This window comes from Streptomyces sp. RLA012 (assembly GCF_056270325.1).
Window position 1 is genome coordinate 5,735,997 of sequence record NZ_JBWDPA010000002.1, and the last position, 24,589, is coordinate 5,760,585.

24 protein-coding genes, 2 tRNA genes and 1 pseudogene are annotated in these 24,589 nt (G+C 68.3%); 13 read left to right on the top strand and 14 right to left on the bottom strand.

All coding sequences use genetic code 11. The features are described from left to right. The first annotated feature begins 468 nt into the window (after positions 1-468). Positions 469-1,083 (top strand): TIGR03086 family metal-binding protein, encoded by a 615-nt coding sequence (locus RV986_RS26185; RefSeq protein WP_475919739.1) that lies wholly within the window; start codon positions 469-471, stop codon positions 1,081-1,083. Positions 1,084-1,309: 226 nt separating this feature from the next. On the opposite strand, the gene RV986_RS26190 is transcribed toward RV986_RS26185, so the two are convergent. After that, a complete protein-coding gene (locus tag RV986_RS26190; RefSeq protein ID WP_475919740.1) occupies positions 1,310-1,705 on the bottom strand; it encodes a pyridoxamine 5'-phosphate oxidase family protein in 396 nt (131 codons plus the stop codon). Between the two features lie 48 nt (positions 1,706-1,753). After that, entirely contained in the window at positions 1,754-3,247 is a 1,494-nt protein-coding gene (locus RV986_RS26195) for an MFS transporter (protein ID WP_475919741.1), read from the bottom strand. 239 nt (positions 3,248-3,486) lie between these two features. Here RV986_RS26195 and RV986_RS26200 point away from each other — a divergent pair, with 239 nt between their 5' ends. Next, the gene (locus tag RV986_RS26200) at positions 3,487-3,894 is read left to right on the top strand and encodes a winged helix-turn-helix transcriptional regulator (RefSeq protein ID WP_475924434.1); all 408 of its coding nucleotides are present in this window, start codon (positions 3,487-3,489) and stop codon (positions 3,892-3,894) included. 631 nt (positions 3,895-4,525) lie between these two features. Here the strand turns inward: RV986_RS26200 and RV986_RS26205 are convergent. Both RV986_RS26205 and RV986_RS26210 read right to left on the bottom strand, forming a co-directional pair. After that, on the bottom strand, positions 4,526-4,756 hold the full coding sequence (locus RV986_RS26205; RefSeq protein WP_475919742.1) for an acyl-CoA carboxylase subunit epsilon: 231 nt from the start codon (positions 4,754-4,756) through the stop codon (positions 4,526-4,528). A gap of 22 nt (positions 4,757-4,778) precedes the next feature. Beyond that, positions 4,779-5,218: pseudogene (locus tag RV986_RS26210) on the bottom strand (carboxyl transferase domain-containing protein); the annotation flags it as partial. A 44-nt stretch (positions 5,219-5,262) separates the two neighbouring features. Here RV986_RS26210 and RV986_RS26215 point away from each other — a divergent pair. Together RV986_RS26215 and RV986_RS26220 are read left to right on the top strand one after the other, a co-directional pair. Further along, positions 5,263-5,703 (top strand): TetR/AcrR family transcriptional regulator, encoded by a 441-nt coding sequence (locus RV986_RS26215; RefSeq protein WP_475919743.1) that lies wholly within the window; start codon positions 5,263-5,265, stop codon positions 5,701-5,703. Positions 5,704-5,855: 152 nt separating this feature from the next. Then, the gene (locus tag RV986_RS26220; RefSeq protein ID WP_475919744.1) at positions 5,856-6,437 is read left to right on the top strand and encodes a hypothetical protein; all 582 of its coding nucleotides are present in this window, start codon (positions 5,856-5,858) and stop codon (positions 6,435-6,437) included. On the opposite strand, the gene RV986_RS26225 is transcribed toward RV986_RS26220, so the two are convergent. Then, positions 6,419-6,502, bottom strand: a tRNA-Leu gene (locus RV986_RS26225). The genes RV986_RS26220 and RV986_RS26225 overlap by 19 nt on opposite strands. A 421-nt stretch (positions 6,503-6,923) precedes the next feature. Between RV986_RS26225 and RV986_RS26230 the strand changes: the two genes are divergently transcribed. The 6 genes from RV986_RS26230 to pknB all read left to right on the top strand — a co-directional run bounded on the left by RV986_RS26230 (position 6,924) and on the right by pknB (position 15,144). Beyond that, positions 6,924-7,793: an FhaA domain-containing protein gene (locus tag RV986_RS26230; RefSeq protein ID WP_475919745.1), complete on the top strand. Its 870-nt coding sequence runs from the start codon at positions 6,924-6,926 to the stop codon at positions 7,791-7,793. Positions 7,794-7,803: 10 nt separating this feature from the next. Then, entirely contained in the window at positions 7,804-8,331 is a 528-nt protein-coding gene (locus tag RV986_RS26235; protein WP_475919746.1) for an FHA domain-containing protein FhaB/FipA, read from the top strand. Between the two features lie 98 nt (positions 8,332-8,429). Continuing rightward, the gene (locus RV986_RS26240; protein ID WP_475924435.1) at positions 8,430-10,016 is read left to right on the top strand and encodes a Stp1/IreP family PP2C-type Ser/Thr phosphatase; all 1,587 of its coding nucleotides are present in this window, start codon (positions 8,430-8,432) and stop codon (positions 10,014-10,016) included. 26 nt (positions 10,017-10,042) lie between these two features. Then, on the top strand, positions 10,043-11,491 hold the full coding sequence (locus tag RV986_RS26245) for an FtsW/RodA/SpoVE family cell cycle protein (protein ID WP_475919747.1): 1,449 nt from the start codon (positions 10,043-10,045) through the stop codon (positions 11,489-11,491). Then, positions 11,488-12,972, top strand: coding sequence for a peptidoglycan D,D-transpeptidase FtsI family protein (locus RV986_RS26250; RefSeq protein WP_475919748.1), 1,485 nt, complete (start codon positions 11,488-11,490; stop codon positions 12,970-12,972). The genes RV986_RS26245 and RV986_RS26250 overlap by 4 nt, the downstream gene beginning before the upstream one ends. 171 nt (positions 12,973-13,143) lie before the next feature. Further along, positions 13,144-15,144, top strand: coding sequence for a Stk1 family PASTA domain-containing Ser/Thr kinase (gene pknB / locus RV986_RS26255; RefSeq protein WP_475919749.1), 2,001 nt, complete (start codon positions 13,144-13,146; stop codon positions 15,142-15,144). 288 nt (positions 15,145-15,432) lie between these two features. Here pknB and RV986_RS26260 read toward each other — a convergent pair whose 3' ends face one another. The 6 genes from RV986_RS26260 to RV986_RS26285 all read right to left on the bottom strand — a co-directional run bounded on the left by RV986_RS26260 (position 15,433) and on the right by RV986_RS26285 (position 20,228). Beyond that, complete coding sequence (locus RV986_RS26260; protein WP_475919750.1) at positions 15,433-16,215, bottom strand: class E sortase; 783 nt, start codon at positions 16,213-16,215, stop codon at positions 15,433-15,435. Positions 16,216-16,276: 61 nt separating this feature from the next. Further along, complete coding sequence (locus RV986_RS26265; protein WP_475924436.1) at positions 16,277-17,461, bottom strand: class E sortase; 1,185 nt, start codon at positions 17,459-17,461, stop codon at positions 16,277-16,279. A 347-nt stretch (positions 17,462-17,808) separates the two neighbouring features. Next, the gene (locus RV986_RS26270) at positions 17,809-18,447 is read right to left on the bottom strand and encodes an aminodeoxychorismate/anthranilate synthase component II (RefSeq protein ID WP_475919751.1); all 639 of its coding nucleotides are present in this window, start codon (positions 18,445-18,447) and stop codon (positions 17,809-17,811) included. After that, positions 18,444-18,605: a hypothetical protein gene (locus RV986_RS26275; RefSeq protein ID WP_475919752.1), complete on the bottom strand. Its 162-nt coding sequence runs from the start codon at positions 18,603-18,605 to the stop codon at positions 18,444-18,446. The genes RV986_RS26270 and RV986_RS26275 overlap by 4 nt, the downstream gene beginning before the upstream one ends. Before the next feature lie 73 nt (positions 18,606-18,678). Beyond that, a complete protein-coding gene (locus RV986_RS26280) occupies positions 18,679-19,404 on the bottom strand; it encodes a class E sortase (protein ID WP_475924437.1) in 726 nt (241 codons plus the stop codon). 44 nt (positions 19,405-19,448) lie between these two features. Then, positions 19,449-20,228: a DUF881 domain-containing protein gene (locus RV986_RS26285; RefSeq protein WP_475919753.1), complete on the bottom strand. Its 780-nt coding sequence runs from the start codon at positions 20,226-20,228 to the stop codon at positions 19,449-19,451. 143 nt (positions 20,229-20,371) lie between these two features. On the opposite strand from RV986_RS26285, the gene crgA reads away from it, so the two are divergent. Next, on the top strand, positions 20,372-20,626 hold the full coding sequence (gene crgA / locus RV986_RS26290) for a cell division protein CrgA (protein WP_475919754.1): 255 nt from the start codon (positions 20,372-20,374) through the stop codon (positions 20,624-20,626). 363 nt (positions 20,627-20,989) lie between these two features. On the opposite strand, the gene RV986_RS26295 is transcribed toward crgA, so the two are convergent. Then, entirely contained in the window at positions 20,990-21,901 is a 912-nt protein-coding gene (locus RV986_RS26295; protein WP_475919755.1) for a rhomboid family intramembrane serine protease, read from the bottom strand. Between the two features lie 154 nt (positions 21,902-22,055). Then, positions 22,056-22,589 (bottom strand): peptidylprolyl isomerase, encoded by a 534-nt coding sequence (locus RV986_RS26300; protein ID WP_475919756.1) that lies wholly within the window; start codon positions 22,587-22,589, stop codon positions 22,056-22,058. A gap of 311 nt (positions 22,590-22,900) precedes the next feature. On the opposite strand from RV986_RS26300, the gene RV986_RS26305 reads away from it, so the two are divergent. After that, positions 22,901-23,602 carry a DUF5324 family protein gene (locus tag RV986_RS26305; RefSeq protein WP_475919757.1) on the top strand — a complete coding sequence of 234 codons (702 nt, stop codon included), beginning with the start codon at positions 22,901-22,903 and terminating at the stop codon, positions 23,600-23,602. A gap of 162 nt (positions 23,603-23,764) precedes the next feature. Here the strand turns inward: RV986_RS26305 and RV986_RS26310 are convergent. Next, positions 23,765-23,837, bottom strand: a tRNA-Ala gene (locus tag RV986_RS26310). A 172-nt stretch (positions 23,838-24,009) separates the two neighbouring features. Here RV986_RS26310 and RV986_RS26315 point away from each other — a divergent pair. Next, entirely contained in the window at positions 24,010-24,558 is a 549-nt protein-coding gene (locus RV986_RS26315; protein ID WP_475919758.1) for a helix-turn-helix domain-containing protein, read from the top strand. Positions 24,559-24,589: the final 31 nt, after the last annotated feature.

Below are 24,589 nucleotides of genomic sequence, written 5' to 3' on the forward strand. Positions count from 1 at the left end.
GTAGACATCCGCGACATCCGTTGACATCCCTGGACATGCGCAGACATCAGGTCGTCGAAAACAGCCGGTCAAGCGGGGTCGGCGGCCATGACAAGGACGCTAGCATCCTCCGTATAGTAGGTACCTAGAGGAAAGTGACTATCCGGATGACGGATCGGCGGGCGGCACTCCCCACCCTCGCCGCACACCGCCGTCAACGACTGCTCCAGCCGTACGAGCGACTCGCGCACCTCCGGCGGAACGAGCAACCTCGACGCGGCCGCCGAGGCCCGCGAGCTGCGCGGCCAGGATCTCCACCGACGGGCCGTCGGCCGTGAACTCGGCCCGGCCGTCGGGCTGGACCGCACCGGTGCGCAGCCGTCCGCCGAGCAGTTGCCGCAGCGTCCCATTAAGTGAGTTTCCAGCAATATCTGATGCACCTTCAGTAATAGGCCACAGGGTGACCTATTTGACGCTGACGATGGAGACATGAATGAGACCGCGAACGCCGCCTCCCCCGCCCCTTCCGCTCCCCCCGCCGACCCCCGTGGCGGCCTCTTCAAGGCCGTCACGCTCACCGGACGTACGCTCGCCGCGCTGCGGCCCGAGCAGTACGACACCGTCACCCCGTGTCCCGACTACTCGGTCCGTGACATGGCCAACCACGTGGTGTCCGTACTGCGCCGGGTCGCCGTCCTGGGCGCGGGCGGTTCCTTCATGAGCGTTCCGCACTTCGCCGAGGACGTCGCCGACGGTGACTGGGCCAAGGCCTGGGCGGCGGCGACGCAGGAGTTCGACGCCGTCTGGTCGGACCCGGCCGTACTGGGCCGCCAGATCGGCCTGCCCTGGGGCCCCGTTCCCGGCGTGGTCGCCTCGGTGATCTACACCAACGAGTTCGTGCTGCACGCCTGGGACCTGGCCAAGGCCACGGTCCAGACCCCCGAGTGGGACCCGGAGATGCTCGCCGCGCCGCTGGCCGGCATGCACCGCGCCGTGCCCGCGGAACCTCGCGGCGGCCAGGTGCCGTTCGGACCGGTGGTGGAGGTGCACGAGGACGCCCCCGACATCGACAAGCTGGTGGGCTGGTACGGCCGCCGTCCCTGACTCAGTAAGCCAATAATCAAACAAGCGAGCTACCGAACTATCGAACTGCCGAACTAGCGAGCCAGCGAGCAGACAACCGAGCGAGTGGCGGGCCGTCGGACACAAGCTCGTCAGAGGCCTTGCGGCTACTGGGCGCGGTACGGGATGCCTACTACAAAGCGGGGCATGCGAGAGGGGGCCGGAAGCGTCTTCCGGCCCCCTCTCGACCCGTATGTGCTTCAGGAGTTCAGTACAGGCCCATCACACGGTCGACGGCGATCTCGATGACCGCGAGGCCCGGCGGCTGCGGCGGCCGGGACCAGTACCGCTTGGCGTAGCGGCACATCCCCTCCGCCACCCGGAGCGGATCGGTGGAGACGGTGGCCGGCCCCTCCAGGGTGATCCAGCGGGGTCCGACCAACTGGCAAACGGCGGCCCGGCAGCCGATCGCGGCCAAGAGGTTGCGGGACTTGCGGCGGTGCACCGTGGTCATCACCCGAGCCAGGCCCGCCTCGCCGTCCCAGGTGAACCGTACGGGCGCGACGTGCGGTGTGCCGTCCGGGCGCAGGGTGGTGAGGGTGCACAGGGCGTTCTCGGCGAGGAACTCCTCCGCCGCGGCGGACAGAGGCAGGTGCTTGGACATGGCCGGGTCCGTTCTTCCGTCGTCCGACTTCGCTCTCTGGTTCATCCGTCAGGCGTGCGCGGGGACGGTGGCGGACTGCTCGGAGGACTTGGTGAGCGGCAGCAGCACCAGGGTCACCACGAAGGCGGCCGCGGCGAAGCAGGCGCCCACGAGGAACGCGTCGTGGAAGACGGTCGTACGGGCGTCCAGGACCAGGGCGGGAACACCGTGCGCCTTGGTCGTCAGCTCGTCGACGCGGCGGAAGGCGTAGGTCGCCGCGACCGCGAGGCCGAGCGCGCCGCCGACTTCCTGGGCGGTGTTGATGAGACCGGCGGCCAGACCCGACTCACGCTCCTCGATCCCGGCGAAGGCCGAGACCTGCAGCGGGACGAAGGACATACCGAGCCCGAGGCCCATCAGGACGAAGGCGGGCAGCACGTCAATCAGATACGAGGCGTCTGACGGGGCCCGCCACAGCAGCATCATGCCGGTCGCGGCGAGCGCGAGGCCGATCAGCAGGACGGGCTTGGCGGCGACCTTGGTGACGACCTGGGAGGCGATCCCCGCACCGACGGCGGTGAGCACCGCGAGCGGCACATACGCGAAGCCGGTCTTGACGGCGGAGTAGTCCAGGACCTGCTGCATGAAGAGGCTGGCGAAGAAGAACAGGGTGACGCAGGTGCCCAGCAGCAGGACGGCGATGCCGTTGGCGGCACGCAACGAGGGGCGGCGGAAGATGCCCAGCGGCATCAGCGGCTCCTTGGCGCGGCGCTCGACGGCGAGGAAGGAGACGAGCAGGATCGCGGAGAGGATGAAGCCGCCGATGACCCGGCCTGTCGGGACGTCGGAGTCGGAGACGGTCTGACCGAGGGTGAAGATCAGCAGGACCAGGCCGGCGGTGAGGGTGACCGCACCGGCGACGTCGAAGGACTTGCTGCGCTGGGCGGATCGGCTCTCGTCGACGACCATCGGGGCGATCAGGGCGCCGATGATGCCGATCGGCACGTTGATGAAGAAGATCCAGCGCCAGCCGGGCCCGTCCGTGAGCAGACCGCCGAGGGTGACACCGGCGACGGCGGCGAGACCGCTGAGCGCGCCCCAGGCACCGAGCGCCTTGTTGCGGGCCGCGCCCTCCTCGAAGTTGTTCGTCAGCAGGCTCAGCGCGGCGGTGGCGATGAACGCGGCCCCCAGGCCCTGGGCGCCACGGGCGCCGATCAGCATCGCGGCGTTCTGGGCGACACCGGCGAACAGCGAGGCACCGGCGAACAGCAGCAGGCCGGTCTGCAGCATCCGGCGGCGGCCGAGGGTGTCGGCGAGCCGGCCGGTCAGCAACAGGAAGCCGCCGAGGAGCATGCCGTAGGTGGTGACCACGTACTGCAGGGCGGTGGCGGAGATGTTGAGCTCGTCCTCGATGGTCGGCAGGGCGACGTTCACGATCGACACGTCGAGGAAGGTCATGAAGCCGGCGAGGCAGAGGAAGGCCAGGATGACTCCGGGGCGACGGACCGGCCCGGCCTCGCCCGCCGCCGTGGCGGGGCTGTGGGTGGACTCTTGGATGGACATGTCACTCCCTAGGAGCATGAGGATTCCCGGACGGAGACATACAGGATGGAGACATACAGGGACGTAAGCGGACGCACTAAGAAGTACAGGGAGGTACTGTCTTTGCCGGCTCCTCGGAAGCTAGCATCCTGGGTAAAGTAGGTACCTAGAGGAAAGTGACTTCCCGGAGGGTGACGGTCGGCATGAAGAGCACCGCTGCACAGAGCGACAGCACGGTCCCGAAAGGCGCCGTCCCGGTCATGACCAGCCCCGAAGCCGCGCACGCGGCCGGCGCCGGCTCCCAGCAGGCCTGCCCGATCGCGCCGGTCCTCGACATCGTGTTCAGCCGCTGGACCACACCGATCCTGTGGACGCTGAACGCCTTCGGCACCCAGCGCTTCGTGGAACTGCACCGCAACATCGGCGCCATCACGCCGAAGGTGCTGACCCAGCGGCTGCGGCAGCTGGAGCGCGACGGACTGGTGATCCGCACGTACTACCCGGAGGTCCCGCCGCGCGTGGAGTACACGATCAGCGAGCTGGGCAGCAGCCTGGCCCCGCTGTTCGCCTCGCTCTTCGACTGGTCCACCGACCACCTGCCGCTGGTGGAGCGGGCGCGGCAGCAGTTCGACGAGGCGGAGGAACAGACCGCGGCCCGCCGCCCCTGAGTGCGGTGAGTCCCTCAGGTCGCCGCGTGACGTCCCGTACGGCGAACTCGACCCGTACGAGAGAGGACGGGCCGACTCCTACCGTCGGCCCGACGACCGCCAGATGTACGCCGCGGCGCACGTGGGGCTGCGCCGGGTCCTCTCCGGATACACCGGCATCGAAATACACCGGCATCGAACCGAGATCGAAATACACCGGCATCGAACCGAGCCGGCTCTACCTCGCCGGTGAGCGGTACGACAGCAACGGTGAGCGCCACGGCCGGCCCGTGGTGCTCGGCGTACCGGGTGGCGCCCCGCAGTTCTCGCTCTCCCACAGCCACGGCCCGGCGATCATGCTGGTGGCGGAGTCACGGGTGGGAGCCGACGTACAGCTATCGCGCCGGCCGGGGCGGGGGATCGGCCCGTCGCCATTCGCGCCGTGCCCACCGCCAGCTGTACGCCCCGGACGCGGTCGCGCGTCCGGTGGGGATGGAGCCGGGGTCGCGTTCCATGCTCCGGGATCCCGCGCAGCACGGGGATCCGGAACGCTGAGGAAGGAGGCGGCCCGAAGCCCCGTGCACATGAGCGAAGGGGCCGGAGAGTTCACAAGAACTCTCCGGCCCCTTCGGGCTGTGGTGCAGGTGGCGGCTCAGGCCGCCGCTCGCCAGGTACGCGGGCTTTCGTATCCGGCGGTGCGCTCGGGGCGGCGCCACAGGGCGACGACCTGATGCTTGCGGGCCGTGTCGTCCGGCGCGACGCCGGGTCCCGCGGTCACCGCCATGAGTACCGCGGTCAGCGCGGCGAGCTCCTCCGCGGAGGGGCAGCCGCGCTCGATCCGGAAAGACGGACCGGCCACGGGGTCGTTGTGCTGTGCGGTCATGGTTCCTCCCTCACTGACTCCATCACTGGGGCGGGTTGCCGTGCTTGCGGCGCGGCAGCTCGGCATGCTTGGCGGCGAGCATCGCGAACGAGCGCGCCGGCACCGCCCGGGTCTCGCGCGGGTCGATGACGTCGTCGACCAGCCCGCGTTCAGCGGCGTAGTCAGGGTGAACCGGCTCCCTCTTGTACTGGTCTATTTTCTCTCTACGCATCGCGTCGGAGTCGTCCGCGGCCGCGATCTCCCGCCGGAAGACCCACGTGGGCGGCGTCCTCCGCCCCCATGGCCGCGATCTCGTCGGTCGGCCGGGCCGGCGCGATGTCGGCGCCGATGCAACGGGAGTCCCTCACGATGTACGCCCCGGCAGAACGGCACGAACCGCGCCGCCTTCTCGCTCGCCTTGATGTCCGGGACGCCCGCCATGGCGGCCGGCCGGTTGGCGACGATGCCGACAGGGTGGCCGTCACCGTCGTGCCCCAGCCGGTGATCACACCGTCGCCGTGGCCCTGGTGACCGCACACAGCGAGGCACCGGTGGTGCCGGACCGGGCGGTGAAGCTCCAAGCCGTCATCGACCTCACCCTGGACTTCGCCCTGCGCCTCCAGCGCGATCCGGTGCTGCGTGCCAGTGTGCGGCTCGCGGTCGAGCAGACGTCCTTCTCGCGCCCGCCCCGGACCACGTACGAACAGTCCGGCGCGGCCATACTCGCCCTGCTGCGGCAGGCCGAGGAGCAGCGCGAGATCCTGCCCGGCGTGGACGTCCAGGAAGCCACGTCGACCATCGTCGGCGCCTTCACCGGGCTGCAGTTGATGTCCCAGGTCCACAGCAACGGCGAGGACCTGCCGGAACGCATCGGCGCGTTCTGGCGCTTCGTGCTGCCCGGCCTGGCCACCCCGGGCTTGCCAGGCCGTCTGCGCACGACCCCGCCCCCACCGCCCGAGGCCGTCTGAGCACGCACCGCCTCCCAGGCACCGGCACCGGAACAGGGCCGTACACCCGCGCCCGCACCCCGAACACGACGGTCCCACGCATACCCGTGACCTCTCCCTGCCCCTCCCCCACCCGGCGAGAGCCGTCCCATCTCGCCACCGCGGAACGGACGTTGGCCGAGGCTGCCACTGCCCAGGAGAACCAGGCCCTCATCGAGGACATCCGCCGCCATGGCATCCGCCGCCATGCCGACCTGCCGCCGCTGCGCGAGGCCCTGCGCGACCGTCTGACCGGCTCGGGCGCACGCCGCCTGGACACCGGCGTACGCATCACCAGGCGTTCGCTGTACGCGAAGGTGACCGACGACGGCCACAGCAGCCCCGCGACCGCCCGCCCCACGGAGGCTCTGCGTTCCCTCACCGACCGCATCGAGGAACTCGGCGGCCGAACCCGCATCACTCCCGGCACCCCCACCGGCACCCTGCTGGAGATCCACCTGCCCCTGCGCCATCACCCACCCCTGAGCCCAGTGACACCGACCGAGTCACGATCACCCTCACGATCACCATCGGCCTCGGCGTCGGCCTCGACAACCGGGCCCCCACCGGCACCACGACCCCGTGAAATGAATCACTCCGACCCGCCCCACCAACCCCGCTCCGACCAACGCCAAAAGGTGCCCCTCACCAGTGACTTCCGTCACCGCCGAGAGACACCTTTCGTGGTGTTTCGCTGTGCGCGAGGGGGGAGTTGAACCCCCACGCCCTTGCGGGCACTGGAACCTGAATCCAGCGCGTCTGCCTATTCCGCCACCCGCGCATTGGGTGTGTCATCCGTCTCCCACCACGTGGGGTGAGCGCCTTCCGACATGCAGAAGATTAGCACGCTGCCGGGGGTGGAATCACATCCCTTTCCCACGGCCACAGGCCCCGCGGGCACCACACGTCTCAACCGGAACCGGTTCACGTATCAACCTCGTACCGGTCCAGGCCATCTCTCCAGGAGCAGGACAAGGTGCACAGTCAGGTGCGGGACACTGGTCTCGTAGCGCCTCTACGATCCATGGCAGGAGTAGTGCCGGGAAGAGTTCGAAGAGGGGCCTCGGAGGGAACTCCGGGAGGGGACTCCGGAAGCCGTCGACACCCGTCGACCGGGCCGACAGGGGGAACCAGCCGATTTCCCGACGCGTGGATACGATCAGTAAGCAGTACCAGGACGGCTACGAAGGAGGAGGTGCCCCATGGGAGTCCTGAAGAAGTTCGAGCAGCGTCTCGAAGGTCTGGTCAACGGCACCTTCGCCAAGGTGTTCAAGTCCGAGGTCCAGCCCGTGGAGATCGCCGGAGCGCTGCAGCGCGAGTGCGACAACAACGCCACCATCTGGAACCGCGACCGAACCGTCGTGCCCAACGACTTCATCGTGGAGCTGAGCGCGCCGGACTTCGAGCGCCTCAGCCCCTACTCCGGCCAGCTCGGCGACGAGCTCGCCGGCATGGTGCGCGACTACGCGAAGCAGCAGCGCTACACGTTCATGGGACCCATCAAGGTCCACCTGGAGAAAGCGGACGACCTCGACACCGGCCTGTACCGGGTACGCAGTCGCACGCTCGCCTCCTCCACCGACCAGCAGGCACCCGAGCGCGCCCCCGCGGGCCCCGCCCCGGCGGCCCCGCGCGGCCAGGGCGGCTACGGCTACCCGCCGGCCGCCGCTCCGCCGATGCCGGCCGCGCCGCCACCCGGCGGGCGTCCCGGTCCCTCGCCCATGGGGCAGTCCCCGGGACAGCCCATGGGACAGCGGCCCGGCGCGGCCGCGGGCCCCGTGCCCGGCGGCCGTATGCGGCACTGGATCGAGGTCAATGGCACCCGCCATCAGATCTCCCGCCCGACGCTGGTGCTGGGCCGCAGCACCGAAGCCGACGTGCGGATCGACGACCCCGGCGTATCCCGCCGGCACTGTGAGATCCGGACCGGAACGCCCTCGACGATCCAGGATCTCGGGTCCACCAACGGCATCGTGGTGGACGGGCAGCACACCACCCGCGCTACGCTCCGCGACGGCTCGCGGATCGTCGTGGGCAGCACCACCATCATTTACCGGCAAGCCGAAGGGTGAAGCGGGGGCAATGTCAGAGCTGACCCTCACGGTCATGCGGCTGGGTTTCCTGGCCGTACTGTGGCTGTTCGTGATCGTGGCCGTGCAGGTCATCCGCAGCGACCTGTTCGGAACGCGCGTCACACAGCGCGGCTCGCGCAGGGACGCCTCCAGGCCGCAACAGACCGCGCGCCAGGCCACACCGCCGCCGCAGCAGCGCCAGCAGGCGCCGCCCAGCAGCGGCGGCGGCCGACAGCGCCGCGGCGCTCCCACCAAGCTGGTCGTCTCCGAGGGCACCCTCACGGGCACCACCGTCGCGCTGCAGGGCCAGACCATCACCCTGGGCCGCGCGCACGACAGCACCATCGTGCTGGACGACGACTACGCGTCCAGCCGCCATGCCAGGATCTACCCGGACCGGGATGGCCAGTGGATCGTCGAAGACCTCGGCTCCACCAACGGCACGTATCTCGACCGGAGCCGACTGACGACTCCCACGCCCGTTCCGCTGGGCGCGCCGATCCGCATCGGCAAGACCGTCATCGAGCTGCGGAAGTAGTGCTACGTCATGAATGAGCGCGAGCGGAGCGAGCACGCAGCAGCGGTCCACACGACGGACCCCGGCGCGCTCCCGACCGGAGGGTGGGCACCGTGCGGATGTACCCGGAGCCGACGGGCGAGGTGCGCATGAGTCTGTCACTGCGCTTCGCCGCCGGATCGCACAAAGGCATGATCCGCGAGGGCAACGAGGACTCCGGTTACGCCGGTCCCCGGCTGCTCGCGATCGCCGACGGGATGGGCGGCCAGGCCGCCGGTGAGGTCGCCTCCTCCGAGGTGATCTCCACCATCGTCGCGCTCGACGACGACGTGCCCGGCTCCGACATCCTCACCTCGCTGGGCACGGCCGTACAGCGTGCCAACGACCAGCTGCGGATGATGGTCGAGGAGGACCCCCAGCTGGAAGGCATGGGGACCACCCTCACCGCGCTCCTGTGGACCGGTCAGCGCCTCGGCCTGGTGCATGTCGGCGACTCCCGCGCGTACCTCCTGCGGGACGGCGTCCTCACGCAGATCACCCAGGACCACACGTGGGTGCAGCGCCTCGTCGACGAGGGCCGCATCACGGAGGAAGAGGCCACCACCCACCCCCAGCGCTCCCTCCTCATGCGCGCGCTGGGCAGCGGCGACCATGTCGAGCCGGACCTCTCCATCCGCGAAGTCCGGGCCGGCGACCGCTACTTGATCTGCTCCGACGGCCTGTCCGGCGTCGTCTCCCATCAGACGATGGAGGACACCCTCGCCAGCTACCAGGGCCCGCAGGAGACCGTCCAGAACCTCATCGAGCTCGCGCTGCGCGGCGGCGGCCCCGACAACATCACCGTCATCGTCGCCGACGTCCTCGACATCGACGCCGGCGACACCCTCGCCGCACAGCTCTCCGACACCCCGGTGGTGGTCGGCGCGGTCGCCGAGAACCAGCACCAGCACCAGCTGCACGACAACGGCGCCATGCAGACACCCGCAGGCCGCGCCTCCAGCCTCGGCCGTCCGGTACCCGGACAGGGTGGCGGCGAGTTCGGCCCGCCCGGCAGCGGCGACACCACCGGCTACGTCCCCGCGGGCGGCTTCGGCGACTACTCCGACGAGGACTTCATCAAGCCGCGCGGCGGACGCAGGTGGCTGAAGAGATCCCTCTACGGCGTGCTGGCGCTCGCCGTCATCGGCGGCGGTCTGTACGGCGGCTACCGCTGGACACAGACGCAGTACTACGTCGGCACCCAGGACGAGCACGTCGCGCTGTACCGCGGGATCAGTCAGGACCTGGCCTGGGTCTCGCTCTCGAAGGTGGAGAAGGACCACCCCGAGATCGAACTCAAGTACCTGCCGCCGTATCAGCAGAAGCAGGTCAAGGCGACGATCGCGGAGGGTGGCCTCAAGGACGCCCAGTCGAAGATCGGCGAGCTCGCCGTGCAGGCGTCCGCCTGCCAGAAGGACGCCGAGCGCCGCTCCACCGAGACCCAGAACAGCGCAAAGACCGGTACGGGCGAGGCAGGTGGGACCACGGGAACCACAAAGACCTCTCTGACGTCCAAGGCCACGCCCAGCCCGTCGGCGACGCCGAACCCATCGAGCTCGGCTCCGTCCTCGACCCCGTCGTCCACCGCCACCGCACCCACTCCCACACCCGGCCCCAGCCTCTCCGACGAGGAGCAGAAGCTGGTCTCGCTGTGCGGTAAGCAGTAAGAAGCCGTGAGGGGCCCTGTCACACCATGAGCAGTAGTACGAACACGCCGACGCACCACACGTCGACCATCGGTTCGATCGGCACACCGAGCCGACGCAACACCGAGTTGGCGCTGCTGGTATTCGCCGTCGTCATCCCGGTCTTCGCGTACGCCAACGTGGGCCTCGCCATCGACGACAAAGTGCCCGCCGGCCTGCTGAGCTACGGCCTCGGCCTCGGCCTGCTCGCGGGCGTCGGCCATCTCGGCGTCCGCAAGTTCGCCCCGTACGCCGACCCGCTGCTGCTGCCGCTGGCGACGCTGCTCAACGGCCTCGGGCTGGTGATGATCTGGCGTCTCGACCAGTCCAAGCTGCTCCAGTCGCTGCCCAACTTCACCCCGGCAGCGCCCCGCCAGCTGATGTACACCGCGCTGGGCATCGGTCTGTTCGTCGCCGTGCTGATCTTCCTCAAGGACCACCGCGTCCTGCAGCGCTACACCTACATCTCCATGTTCGCCGCCCTGCTCCTGCTCCTGCTTCCGCTGGTTCCGGGCCTCGGCGCCAACATCTACGGCGCCAAGATCTGGATCTCGATTCCCGGCCTGGGCACCCTCCAGCCCGGCGAGTTCGCGAAGATCATCCTCGCGGTCTTCTTCGCCGGCTACCTCATGGTCAAGCGCGACGCGCTGGCCCTCGCCAGCCGCCGCTTCATGGGCCTCTACCTGCCGCGCGGCCGCGACCTCGGCCCGATCCTGGTGGTCTGGTTCGTCTCCATCCTGATCCTGGTCTTCGAGACCGACCTCGGTACCTCGCTGCTGTTCTTCGGCATGTTCGTGATCATGCTGTACGTCGCCACGGAGCGGACCAGCTGGATCGTCTTCGGTCTGCTGATGTCGGCGGTCGGCGCCGTCGGCGTGGCGAGCTTCGAACCTCACATCCAGACGCGTGTCCAGGCCTGGCTCAACCCGTTGCACGAGTACAAGCTCAGCCAGGCCGGAACCCACGACGGCATCCTCCACTCCGAGCAGGCCATGCAGGCGCTGTGGGCCTTCGGCTCCGGCGGCACGCTCGGCACCGGATGGGGGCAGGGCCACTCCGAACTCATCCGGTTCGCCGCCAACTCCGACTTCATCCTCGCCAGCTTCGGCGAGGAACTGGGCCTGGCGGGGATCATGGCGATCCTGGTCATCTACGGCCTGATCGTGGAGCGCGGCATCCGTACGGCGCTCGCGGCCCGCGACCCGTTCGGCAAGCTCCTCGCCGTCGGCCTCTCCGGCGGCTTCGCGCTCCAGGTCTTCGTCGTCGCGGGCGGCGTCATGGGCCTGATCCCGCTCACCGGTATGACGATGCCGTTCGTGGCCTACGGAGGCTCCTCCGTCATCGCCAACTGGGCGCTGATGGGCATCCTGATCAGAATCAGCGACACCGCCCGCCGCCCGGCACCCGCACCCGCCCCCAGCCCCGATGCCGAGATGACCCAGGTGGTCCGCCCGTGAACAAGCCCCTGCGCCGGATCGCGCTCTTCTGCGGTCTCCTCGTCCTCGCCCTGCTCATCCGCGACAACTACATCCAGTACGTCCAGGCCGACAGCCTGCGGACCGACACGCTCAACCGCCGCGTCGCCATCGAGCGGTACGCCACCCCGCGCGGCGACATCATCGTCGACGGCAACCCGATCACCGGGGCCACCAAGTCGACCAAGAACGGCATCAACGACTTCGAGTACAAGCGCACCTACAAGGACGGCGCGATGTGGGCCCCCGTCACCGGGTACGCCTCCCAGGCCTTCGGCGCCACCCAGCTGGAGAGCATCGAAGACGGCATCCTCACCGGCAACGACGACCGGCTCTTCTTCCGCAACACCCTCGACATGATCACGGGTAAGAAGAAGCAGGGCGGCAATGTCGTCACCACCCTCAACGCCGCCGCGCAGAAGGCCGCGTACCAGGGCCTGCTGAAGCAGGGCAAGGGCGCCGTCGCCGCGATCGACCCGGAGACCGGCGCGATCCTCGCCCTCGCCTCCACCCCGTCGTACGACCCGTCGACCTTCGCCGGGAACTCGACGAGCGTCGACAGCAAGGCGTGGACGAAGCTGCAGAAGAAGAACGACGTCAACGAGCCGATGCTCAACCGGGCACTGCGCGAGACCTACCCGCCCGGCTCCACCTTCAAGGTGGTCACCGCGGCCGCGGCGCTGCAGAACGGGCTGTACACGTCCGCGGACCAGAAGACGAACTCGCCGCTGCCGTACACCCTGCCGAACACCACGACCGAGCTGAAGAACGAGGGGAACATCCCCTGCAAGGACGCCACCATGCGGGTCGCGCTCCGCGTCTCCTGCAACACGGTCTTCGGCAAGATCGGCGCCGACCTCGGCAAGGACAAGATGCTGTCCGAGGCGGAGAAGTTCGGCTTCAACTCCGAGCAGTTCACGCCGGTGCGCTCCAGCGCCTCCGTCTTCCCCAAGACGATGGACAAGCCGCAGACCGCGCTCAGCTCCATCGGCCAGTTCGAGACCGCCGCGACCCCGCTGCAGATGGCCATGGTGGCCTCCGCCGTCGCCAATGACGGCACCCTGATGAAGCCGTACATGGTCGACAAGCTGCAGGCCCCGAACCTGGACGTCATCTCGCAGACCGAGCCGCAGAAGATGAGCGAGCCGCTCTCGAAGGACAACGCCCAGATCCTGCAGTCGATGATGGAGACGGTCGTCAAGGAGGGCACGGGCAAGAAGGGCCAGATCTCCGGCGTCACCGTCGGCGGCAAGACCGGCACTGCCCAGCACGGCGTCGCCAACAGCGAGAACCCCTACGCCTGGTTCATCTCGTACGCCAAGCTCAGTGACGGCAGCTCCCCGGTCGCTGTCGCCGTGGTGGTCGAGGACGAGAGCGCCAACCGAGACGACATTACGGGTGGTGGCCTCGCGGCCCCCATCGCGAAGAGTGTGATGCAGGCAGTAATCGACAGCAAGAAGTGACTCCTGTCACGTCCCCTTCACATCGGTGCACGTTGCGATACCGGTCCTGTATCGGGTGACGGGCTTGGCCAGGTCACAGAAGTCGAGCCGGGTACGGTATGCCCGGACGGCACACCGCCGGACCACACATCATGTGCGGTCGGGACCGACGGAGAGGGCTGGTAGGTAGCTATGGAAGAGCCGCGTCGCCTCGGCGGCCGGTACGAGCTGGGCCAGGTGCTCGGCCGTGGTGGCATGGCGGAGGTACATCTCGCCCATGACACTCGGCTCGGACGCACGGTGGCGGTGAAGACGCTGCGAGCAGACCTCGCACGCGACCCGTCGTTCCAGGCCCGGTTCCGCCGGGAGGCCCAGTCGGCCGCCTCGCTCAACCATCCCGCGATCGTCGCCGTGTACGACACGGGTGAGGACTACATCGAGGGCATTTCCATCCCGTACATCGTGATGGAGTACGTCGATGGATCCACGCTGCGCGAGCTGCTGCACTCGGGTCGCAGACTGCTGCCCGAGCGGTCCATGGAGATGACCATCGGCATCCTCCAGGCCCTGGAGTACTCGCACCGCGCCGGCATCGTCCACCGTGACATCAAGCCGGCCAACGTCATGCTGACGCGCAACGGCCAGGTCAAGGTGATGGACTTCGGCATCGCCCGCGCCATGGGTGACTCCGGCATGACGATGACGCAGACCGCCGCGGTCATCGGCACCGCCCAGTACCTCTCTCCGGAGCAGGCCAAGGGCGAGCAGGTGGACGCGCGCTCCGACCTCTACTCGACCGGCTGCCTCCTCTACGAGCTGCTGACGGTCCGCCCGCCGTTCGTGGGCGACTCCCCGGTCGCGGTCGCCTACCAGCACGTACGGGAAGAGCCGCAGCCCCCGTCCGTCTTCGACCCCGAGATCACGCCCGAGATGGACGCGATCGTGCTGAAGGCGCTGGTCAAGGACCCGGACTACCGCTATCAGTCCGCCGACGAGATGCGCCAGGACATCGAGGCCTGCCTCGACGGCCAGCCGGTCGCGGCCACCGCGGCCATGGGCTCCGTCGGCTACGGCGGCTACCCGGACGACCAGGCCACCACCGCCCTGCGCTCCGCGGACGCGCAGGCCACGTCCATGCTGCCGCCGATGAACCCGGACGACGGCGGATACGGCTACGACGACCGCCCGGCCCGGCGCCGCCAGCAGAAGAAGTCGAACGCCTCGACGATATTGCTGGTCGTGGCCGGCGTCCTGGTCCTCGTCGGCGCCATCCTGATCGGCAAGTGGGTGTTCAGCGACGACAGCACCGACAAGCCCTTCGCGGCCCCGACCTTCGTCGGCCAGTCGCTCGCCGACGCCAAGAAGATGGCGATCAACAGCGACCTGCAACTGACGACCACCGACAAGACCTGCGAGAACCAGCCCAAGGGCAACATCTGCTCCCAGGACCCGAAGCCCGGCGTGGACGTCAAGAAGAACGACACCATCGCCCTGGTGGTGTCCACGGGCGCGCCCAAGGTCGCGGTGCCCAACGTCCTCGGCAAGAGCCTGGACGACGCCAAGACCCTGCTTGAGGGCGACGACTACCAGTTCGTGGTCAAGACCAAGGCCCAGGAGTCCACAGAGGACCCGAACACGGTCCTCGATCAGGACCTGAAGCTCGGCAAGGAGGTGGAGAAGGGATCGACGATCACCCTCACCATCGCCAAGGCCGCCGAGAAGTCCACGGTCCCCGACGTCCTCGGCAAGTCCTGTGACGATGCCAAGGCCCAGATGACGGCCAACAACCTCGTCGGCACCTGCACCGATGTGGCGACCACGGACGCCTCCCAGGACGGCAAGGTCATCTCGACCTCTCCGCAGGCGGGCAACCAGGTCCCCAAGAACTCCCCGGTGGCCATCTCGGTCGGCAAGCTGACACAGACCCAGACGCAGGTCCCGAGCGTCGTCACCCAGACCGTCAAGCAGGCCAGGCAGACCCTGCAGCAGAACGGCTTCAACAACATCCAGTTCAACAACGGCAGCGATCAGAACGACGACGCGATCGTGATCGGCCAGGACCCCCAGCCGGGAACCCAGGCGGACCCGAACAACACGCAGATCACACTGACCACCGTGAGCGCCGGCAATAACAACAACGGCGGTAACAACAACGGCGGCACCAACTTCTTCGGCGGCCTCAACGGAGGCTGACGCAGCGGTTGAACAAGACGGTGCCCTGCCCGGGACTGCTTCCGGGCGGGGCACCGTCTTGTTCAAGGCACCTGATGCGCTCGCGTCAGCGGCGGTTCAGGTCAACGGCTCGCGTCAGCGGCGGTTCAGGTCAACGGCTCGCGTCAGCGGCGGTTCAGGTCAACGGCTCGCGTCAGCGGCGGTTCAGGTCAACGGCTCGCGTCAGCGTCGGTTCAGGTCAACGGCTCGCGTCAGCGTCGGTTCAGGTCAACGGCTCGCGTCAGCGTCGGTTCAGGTCAACGGCTCGCGTCAGCGCAGTTCCTTCGGCGGCGTACGCGCGCTGTCCACCTTCTCCACGCGCTCCAGCTCGCCCCAGACGACGTAGCGGTAGCGGGAGGTGTAGACGGGCGTGCAGGTCGTCAGGGTGATGTAGTGGCCCGGCTTGTTCTTGCCGGACTGCTGGGGGACCTGCTGGAGGACCTTGACGTTGTACTTCGAGGTCTCCGGAAGGATCGAGAAGACCTTGTAGACGTACCAGTCGTCCTTGGTCTCGAAGACGATCGGGTCGCCCTTCTCGATCTTGTCGATGTTGTGAAACTTGGCGCCGTGGCCGTCGCGGTGGGCGGCGAGCGTGAAGTTGCCGTTCTTGCCGGTCATCGGCAGGGCCGCCTTGACGGGGTCCATGTAGTAGCCGGCCACTCCGTCGTTGAGGACCTTGGTCGAGGTGCCCTTCTCGACCAGGACCTCGCCGTTCTTCATCGCGGGTACGTGCAGGAAGCCGATGCCGTCCTTGGTGTCCAGGGCGCCGGGACCGCCCTTGTCCTGTGCCCAGTTGTCGCGGACCTTGTCGCCCTGCTTGTTCGCCTCGCGGTCCGCGACGACGTTCGTCCACCACAGCGAGTAGACGACGAAAAGGCCGAGCACCAGGCCCGCGGTGATGAGGAGTTCACCGAGGAAGCTGACCGCCATCGCGATCCGGCCGGGGCCTCGGCGTCGCGCCGTGGGGGACGAGGCCGGGGTGTCGGTATCTTTTTCGGACTCTTCGAACTCTTCGGATCCGGCGCGCTCGTCGTGGTCGGTCCTCGCTGCCACTGTGCATCTGCCCCGTCTGGTCTGTCTCAGGTTGTCTCACGTGCTCCGCCCGACGAGGCTCCTACCCGAGAAGCGCGTCCGGCTTGCCCTTGCTGCGCGGGCGTTCCTCGACCATCTTGCCCCACACGATCATCCGGTACTTGCTGGTGAATTCCGGCGTACAGGTGGTGAGGGTGATGTAGCGGCCCGGCGCAGTGAATCCCGACCCCTGCGGGATCGGATCCAGCACCTTCGTGTTCGAGGGAGGCGTCACCGGCAGGATCGACGTCATCTTGTAGACGAAGTAGTCGTCCTGCGTCTCGACGACGATCGAGTCGCCGGGCTTGAGCCGGTTGATGTACCGGAACGGCTCACCGTGCGTGTTGCGGTGCCCCGCGAGACCGAAGTTGCCCGTCTTGGCGTCGGGCATCGCCGTCTTCAGGGCGTCCTCGCCGTAGTGGCCCACCATTCCGCGGTCGAGCACCTTCGTCTTGCTGGTGCCCTCGGCGATCGGCGCGACCACGTCCAGCTTCGGGATGTGCAGGATGGCGAAGCCCTGCCCGGGTTCGAACGTTCCCGGACTCCGCTTGCCGCTCGCCCAGTCCTCCTGGAGGTGGTGCGCGGCGCTGCCCGCCTGCTGGTGCGCCCGCACGTTCGACCACCACAGCTGGTAGGTCACGAACAGCAGCATCAGGACGCCGGTGGTGATGAACACCTCGCCGATCACCCGGCTCACGACGACCGCGGCGCCCGGCTTCTGCGCCCGCGCCGCCCGCCGGGCCTCCATACGGCTCAGAGACCCCTCAGCGGCCCTCTCGGCCGACTCCTGGGGGCCCTGGGGGCCCTGGGGGTCTTGGGGCTCTTGGGACTCCTGAGCCCCTCCATGGCGCCCGTGGCCGTTACGACGGGCCGCCTTGCGCCGCGCCGCGCGACCGCCGGGCGCGGATATCCCCTCGCCCGCGGCGCCGGCAGCCACCTCCGCGGCCCTGCGGCGCGCCTCGGAGACGTCCGAGGCCCGCAACCCCACGGTCTCGTCGTCCACCGGACGGGCCGCGACGACCGATTCGTCGTACAGGGGCATGGGCCGGGTCAGCGGCTCGTCGTGGGCAGGCACACGGGGCGGCGGGGCCATCGGCCCCATATACGGCTGCCGTACGTCCTCGTAGGCGCCCTGTGTGGCCTGTGTGGCCTGTGTGCCCTGCGCCTGTACGCCCTGCTGCGACGCCGCCCCCTGCCAGTCCCGTGCGTACCCCTCGGGGCCGTCCACGGCGTACTGGTGCTGACCGGACCACTCCTGCTGGTGCCCGGGCCCCGATCCGGCGACGGGCGGTACGGGAGCGGACGGCGCGGGGACGGGCGGCGGGGCAGCGTGCCGTCCCGGTGGCCGGCCGGCAGCCCGCGCCCCCGGAAGCGGATCGGTGAGGGGATCGGCGAGCGGATTGCTTTGGGGGTTGCTCTGGGGATCGGTCAGCGGGTCGGTGAGGGGATCCGCGAGCCGGTCGACCGCGGCCTCGAACGCGCCGGGCGCCCCGTACGGCTGCTGCCCGTACCGGGACCCGTCCTCGCCGGCACCTCCGTAGGCGGCGCCGGACTCGCGCTCGGGGCGCAGCGCGGTCACGCCGTGGCCCTGCCCACCACCGGGGCGAGCCCCACCGACCTCGCCACGGCCCCCTGGTCGCCGCACTCCACCAGCCAGTTGGCGAGCATCCGGTGACCGTGCTCGGTCAGTACCGACTCCGGGTGGAACTGCACACCCTCGACCGGGAGTTCACGGTGCCGCAGCCCCATGATGATCCCGTCGTGGGTCCGGGCGGTGACCTCCAGTTCGGTCGGCACGGTCTCCGGCTCGGCCGCCAGCGAGTGGTAGCGCGTCGCGGTGAAGGGCGACGGCAGCCCGGCGAAGACGCCTCTGCCCGCGTGCTCCACCAACGACGTCTTGCCGTGCAGCAGCTCGGGCGCACGGTCCACGACCCCGCCGTACGCCACCTGCATCGACTGCATGCCGAGGCAGACGCCGAAGACGGGGACACCCGTGTCCGCGCAGTGCCGGACCATGTCGATGCAGACGCCGGCCTGCTCGGGGGCGCCGGGGCCGGGCGACAGCAGCACGCCGTCGAAGCCGTCCTGGGCGTGCGCGGTCGAGACCTCGTCGTTGCGCAGCACCTCGCACTCGGCGCCGAGCTGATACAGGTACTGGACCAGGTTGAAGACGAAGCTGTCGTAGTTGTCGACGACGAGGATCCGCGCGCTCACTGGTTGTTCACCGTCACATCGTTGAAGGGGAGCAGCGGTTCGGCCCACGGGAAGACGTACTGGAAGAGCACATAGACCACCGCGAGGATGAGCACGAGTGAGACCAGCGCCTTCACCCATGCGTTCCCCGGCAAATGCCGCCAGATGAAGCCGTACATGCCGTCCCTTCCGTCGCATCACGGCACCAGAGCCACGCCCCAGACCACCGGACCCACGCCGTACGGGACCAGACTAACGGCGTAGCGCCTCAGGTTTCCCGGCCTCCACTGGCTGTGTGGAGTCGAGGTGTGCCCAGACGATCAGCCGATGACTGTGTCCCCACTCCGGTTCACACGTGGTCAGTGTGAGGTAGCGGCCCGGAGCCGTGTACCCGGACGTACGTGGCACAGGATCGATCACCTCAATGTCTGTGGGCAGTGTTTTGTAGGGGCCTTTGTCGATCCGATACGTGAACCAGGTCGTCCCGTCGCTCAGCACCACCGCATCGCCACGGCGCAGCTCGGGGAAGTCCTTGAACGGATCGCCGTACGTTCGACGGTGACCTGCGACGGCGAAGTTCCCCACCTGCCCGAGCTGGGCGGTCCCGCGGTAGTGACCGAGCCCCTTCTTCAGGACGTCGGTGCCGGTGCCTTCGAGCACGGGCTTGTTCCACGTGAAACCAAGACGCGGGATGTACATCACCGCGAAGGGCTTGCCGTAGGCGTAGGGGCGGGGTGCCTTCGGGCTCCCGGTGGCCGTCGTCGCCTTCGGACTCCCGGTGACCGGGGCGGGCGTGGGCGCCTTCGACTCCTGCGCCACGGGGCCCTGCGACCACTGTTTCTGGAGCTGGTCGATCTGGTGGTTCATCTCGTTGTCGGCCTTCACGCCCGTCCAGAACAGGACATAGACGACGAAGAGCACGATCAGCGTCCCGATGGTGAGGCACAGTTCGCTCAACGTCCTGACGAGCACTCGCACCGACACAGGACCCCCCAGCGGCAGCTGCTCCGGCTACTACTCCACTACTCCACGGGCTTTGCGTAGTGGAGATCCACTGTGCCCGAGTAGCCAGGAAGAGTCACCGTCCCGTTCTCCTCGACTTTCCAGCCGAGCCCGTAGACGTTGACGTACACCATGTAGTTCTGGATCGCCGGGGAGTCGGCAAGGGCCTTCTGGAGCTTCTGAGGGTCACCGACCGCGGTGATCTTGTACGGGGGCGAGTAGACCCTGCCCTGGAGGATCAGGGTGTTGCCGACGCAGCGTACGGCGCTCGTGGAGATCAGCCGCTGGTCCATCACCTTGATGCCCTGGGCGCCGCCCAGCCACAGGGCGTTCACCACGGCCTGTAGGTCCTGCTGGTGGATGACCAGGTAATCGGGCTGCGGCTCGGGGTAGCCGGGCAGCTTGGCGGTGGCGTTCGGCGGGGCGTCGTTGAGGGTGACCGTGACGGCCTTGCCCTTGAGCTTCTGGGTGCCGGCGTTCTTCTCCAGTGCGGCGACCTTGGCCGTCTCGGCCTTGCTGCCGCCGTTCTCCCGCCCGGCGAGGGCGTCGACCTGGTCGCGCAGGGCGCCGTTGGACTCGTCCAGCGACGCGTTTTTATGGCTGCGTTCCTGAATGAGGTCGGACAGCTTCAGCAGGGACGCGTCCGTGCGGATATTGGTGCCCTTGGCCGTGTTGAAGCTGGTGAAGAAAATCAGGCCGGCGAGCGCGAAGACGGCCGCGGTGAGTACACGTACGGGCCGGAAACGACGCGTACCGGCAGGACTGGAACCCGTCCCGGGGGAGTCGGCAGAATTGCTCAACGTACCCTTATCTCCTTCGGCGCCGCGGAAGCACTACGCTAACGGACGCCCGGGGGAGCACTCAGTGTCCCCTTGTACGCTGCCCCGGAGCCCGCCCCCAGATCCCTGCGCGGCCACGCAGCGCATCGACAGGAGAGACCCTCGTGCCGAAGTCACGTATCCGCAAGAAGGCCGACTACACGCCGCCCCCGGCGAAGCAGGCGACCGCCATCAAACTGACCAACCGCAGCTGGGTCGCCCCGGTCATGCTGGCCATGTTCCTCATCGGTCTCGCCTGGATCGTCGTCTTCTATGTGACGGACGGCTCGCTGCCGATCGATGCGCTCGACAACTGGAACATCGTGGTCGGCTTCGGCTTCATCGCGGCAGGCTTCGGCGTCTCCACTCAGTGGAAGTAGCTCCGGACCTGTGGAAGTGGCCCCCGGGCCTGTGGAAGTAGCTTCCGGAAGCGTCCGGGAAGTCCTCGGGAGCAGCTCCGCGGGAGCTCTGCCCACGGTTATCCACTGAGTTATCCACAACGGTTTTCCACAGGTGGAAAAAGAACGACGATCTGTGGATAACCCATCCAGGGTTGACGCCGGTGTGACTGGCCTACCGCGATCCGCAAACCTGTTCGCCCCCTGTCCGACCTGCGAAAACTCGGGTCAGTGACAGGGGGCACAGCTGTTCCCACACAGCGTGCACAAGATCCACCACGATCTGTGGACAACACCTGTTCGTCGGGTGAGCCGAGCCGGTCCACAGGTGAGCCGAGGGGCTCCTCAAGTGAGCTGAGCCGTCCTGACCAGCGTCGTGACAACCACCGCGGCCAGGACCACGGCACACACCCCGTACTGGATCAGCGCCCGCCGCTCCCGCGGGGCGTGAACCATCGCGTAGCCGACGACGACACCGCCGACGAGGCCACCGATATGGGCCTGCCAAGCGATGTTGGGCCACTCGAAGGTGAAGATCAGGTTGATCACCAGCAGGGCGATGACCGGGCGCATGTCGTAGTTGAGCCGACGCATGAGGACGGCGGTCGCGCCGAAGAGGCCGAAGATCGCGCCGGAGGCGCCCAGTGAAGGGTGGTTCGGGGCGGCGAGGAGATAGGTGAGGGCACTGCCCGCGAGCCCCGAGACGAAGTACAGAGCGAGATAGCGGGCGCGGCCGAGAGCCGCTTCCAGAGGTCCGCCGATCCACCACAGGCTGAGCATGTTGAACAGGATGTGGACATAGCTGCCGTGCAGGAACATCGCTGTCAGCAGCCGGTACCACTGTCCGTCCGCGACGCCCTGGACCGAGCCGAGCAGCGGAACGTACGCGTGGCCGATGAAGTCGAAGCGGTCGGTGAAGCGGTCCCCCACCGACATCTTGACCAGGAAGACCGCGAGGTTGATCCCGATCAGGACCTTGGTGAGGAGCCGGGGGTCCGCGGTGACGGTGCCGCCCGCGAGCGTGCGGGGCTGGGAGGCCGTCGGCGCATGCCCCGTACCGGAGCCGCCGCGGACGCACTCGGGGCACTGGAAGCCCACGGAGGCGCTGATCATGCACTCGGGGCAGATGGGGCGCTCGCAACGAGTGCAGCGCACGCCGGTCTCGCGATCCGGGTGGCGATAACAGGTGGGCAGGGCCTGGGCATCCTTCGGTCCCTGGTCCTGTGGGCCCTGTGGGCTGCCTGGCGCCTGGTCCATGGGGTCCCCTCATTCGGTCGTACGCAATGCACCGCCCCGCCCATCCTTACGGATGAGCGGGGCGTTTGGTTCCCTGCGGAAGTCTCAGGATCCGACAGTGCGAGTCCTGCGGTCCCAGCCCTCGCGGCTCGGTCCCAGCCCTCGCGGCTCGGACTCAGCCCTCGCGGGTCTCGACGACGACCGACTCGATGACAACGTCGTTGACCGGGCGGTCGGTACGCGGGTTGGTCTGGGTGCCCGCGATGGCGTCCACGACCTTCTGGCTGGCCGCGTCGGAGACCTCGCCGAAGATGGTGTGCTTGCGGGTCAGCCAGGCCGTCGGGGAGACGGTGATGAAGAACTGCGAGCCGTTGGTGCTCGGACCGGCGTTGGCCATGGCCAGCAGGTACGGCTTGTCGAAGGCGAGCTCCGGGTGGAACTCGTCCTCGAACTGGTAGCCGGGGCCACCGGTGCCGTTGCCCAGCGGGTCACCGCCCTGGATCATGAATCCGCTGATCACCCGGTGGAAGACCGTGCCGTCGTAGAGCTTGTCCGTGGACTTCTCACCGGTGGTCGGGTTGGTCCACTCACGCTCGCCCTGGGCGAGCTCGACGAAGTTCCGGACCGTCTTGGGCGCGTGGTTCGGCAGAAGCCGGACATCGATGTCGCCTTGGTTGGTCTTCAGGGTGGCGTAAAGCTGCTCAGCCACGATCTGCCTTCCGTTGCCTTCTTTGACTCCCCGATCCTCGCACGGACCGGGCCGCACGTCGCCCGACCACCACCTCTGAGCGAACATCCGGGCGTCGCCCTTGCAGAAATCCGTTTCAGTCCTTCCGTGCACAGGGCGCGAAGCATCGATCCGTGGCATTGTCGGCGACAAGCTCCCGTTGCCCCGTATGCCCTATCTCGCATGCCTCGCGGTCCCACGAGGGGCATGATTTCGAACAGGGTGGAAAGGTGAACTGTGCCTTTTTGGGGTACCCGAACGCCCACATACGCCACCGAGGAGGAGGAAAACCCGTGACCCGCATTGACAGCGTGCGCGCCGCGACCGGCTCGGCGAAAGACAGCGTGCTGCACGCCGCGGAAGTGGTGGCGCCTTACGCCGACACGGCCAAGGACCGGGCCTCGTACTACGCGAACGAGGCACGCGTACGGCTCGCGCCCAAGGTGTCGCTGGCCGCCGAACAGGCCCGCGTCCAGTACTGCGCCCATCTCGCGCCGCGCCTTGAGCAGGCCCGTACGCATGTGCCGCCGAAGGTGGACCACGCCGCCCACACGGCCGCCGTCCGTACCCGCCAGGCGGCTCTGCAGGCCGCCGACTACACCAAACCGAGGATCGAGCAGGTAGTGGCCGCGGCTCAGCCCGTACGGGAGGAGGCCGCGTCGCGTGGTGTGGCGGCGCTCGCCGCGCTGCGCGGGCAGGTCTCGCCCAAGGAGATCCGGAAGCTGGTCCGCAAGCAGCAGCGGCGGGCGAAGGCCGGCCGTCTCGCCAAGGGACTGGCCGTTCTGGGAGTCCTCGCGGGCGGCGCCTTCGCCGCCTGGAAGTGGTGGGACAAGCAGGCCAACCCCGACTGGCTGGTCGAACCGCCCGCCGCGACAGAAGTGTCCGAGACGGGCCGTCTGTCCTCGGTCGACGGCAGCGACCGGTCCGATCTGGACCCCGAGGTCGAGGCCAAGCAGGCCGAGGAGGAAGCAGCGAAGCGCGACGACCGCCGCTGAGCCCTGCGTCAGGGCATCAACATCGCCGTGGGGCGGGAGACTTGAGAGTCTCCCGCCCCACGGCGATGTTTCACATGTTTCACGTGGAACCGGCCGGGGTCCGCAGGTCGCCAAAAATGCCCCCTGAACTGCGTTTCCGCAGTTCAGGGGGCATTCAATGAGTGGAGCCTAGGGGAGTCGAACCCCTGACATCTGCCATGCAAAGACAGCGCTCTACCAACTGAGCTAAGGCCCCGGAAGGGAAGCGTCCGACCGGAACCGGCGGGCTTCGCAGACCAGAGTACCGGGTCACCCCCGGGTTCTCGCAAAAAGATTGGGGGTCCCCGTGGGCGACCACTCTCCGTAAGATGCTCGACGTGGTTCGCTACAGCGAACCACCGCATTTGGGGAAGCGATGGGGAGACGCAATGGACGCCGCACAGCAAGAAGCAACCGCAAGAGCCCAGGAGCTACAGCGGAACTGGTACGGAGAGCCATTGGGGGCGCTCTTCCGTAGGCTCATAGACGATCTGGGCCTCAACCAGGCGCGTCTTGCCGGGGTACTGGGCCTGTCCGCGCCCATGTTGTCGCAGCTGATGAGCGGCCAGCGCGCCAAGATCGGCAACCCAGCGGTGGTCCAGCGAGTGCAGCTGCTGCAAGACCTGGCGGGGCAGGTCGCGGACGGCAGCGTCAGCGCCGCAGAGGCCACGGAGCGCATGGACGAGATCAAGAAGTCACAGGGGGGCTCCGTGCTCAGCAACACCACGCAGACGACGAGCAGTTCGGGTGCGCCCACGGTCAAGCGGGTGGTCCGCGAGATCCAGTCGCTGCTGCGCTCCGTGGCGGCCGCCGGAGACATCATCGACGCCGCCGACACCCTCGCCCCGACCCACCCGGAACTGGCAGAGTTCCTCCGGGTGTACGGCGCCGGCCGCACCTCCGACGCGGTCGCGCACTACCAGTCGCACCAGAGCTGAGCCCAGGGCCCGGCCACCGCGCGCCCGGCCG

Coding starts and splice junctions, on each gene's coding strand:
- RV986_RS26185 (WP_475919739.1), top strand. CDS start 469: ATGAATGAGACCGCGAACGCCGCCTCCCCCGCCCCTTCCGCTCCCCCC.
- RV986_RS26190 (WP_475919740.1), bottom strand. CDS start 1,705: ATGTCCAAGCACCTGCCTCTGTCCGCCGCGGCGGAGGAGTTCCTCGCC.
- RV986_RS26195 (WP_475919741.1), bottom strand. CDS start 3,247: ATGTCCATCCAAGAGTCCACCCACAGCCCCGCCACGGCGGCGGGCGAG.
- RV986_RS26200 (WP_475924434.1), top strand. CDS start 3,487: ATGACCAGCCCCGAAGCCGCGCACGCGGCCGGCGCCGGCTCCCAGCAG.
- RV986_RS26205 (WP_475919742.1), bottom strand. CDS start 4,756: ATGACCGCACAGCACAACGACCCCGTGGCCGGTCCGTCTTTCCGGATC.
- RV986_RS26230 (WP_475919745.1), top strand. CDS start 6,924: ATGGGAGTCCTGAAGAAGTTCGAGCAGCGTCTCGAAGGTCTGGTCAAC.
- RV986_RS26235 (WP_475919746.1), top strand. CDS start 7,804: ATGTCAGAGCTGACCCTCACGGTCATGCGGCTGGGTTTCCTGGCCGTA.
- RV986_RS26240 (WP_475924435.1), top strand. CDS start 8,430: ATGTACCCGGAGCCGACGGGCGAGGTGCGCATGAGTCTGTCACTGCGC.
- RV986_RS26245 (WP_475919747.1), top strand. CDS start 10,043: ATGAGCAGTAGTACGAACACGCCGACGCACCACACGTCGACCATCGGT.
- pknB (WP_475919749.1), top strand. CDS start 13,144: ATGGAAGAGCCGCGTCGCCTCGGCGGCCGGTACGAGCTGGGCCAGGTG.
- RV986_RS26275 (WP_475919752.1), bottom strand. CDS start 18,605: ATGTACGGCTTCATCTGGCGGCATTTGCCGGGGAACGCATGGGTGAAG.
- RV986_RS26295 (WP_475919755.1), bottom strand. CDS start 21,901: ATGGACCAGGCGCCAGGCAGCCCACAGGGCCCACAGGACCAGGGACCG.
- RV986_RS26315 (WP_475919758.1), top strand. CDS start 24,010: ATGGACGCCGCACAGCAAGAAGCAACCGCAAGAGCCCAGGAGCTACAG.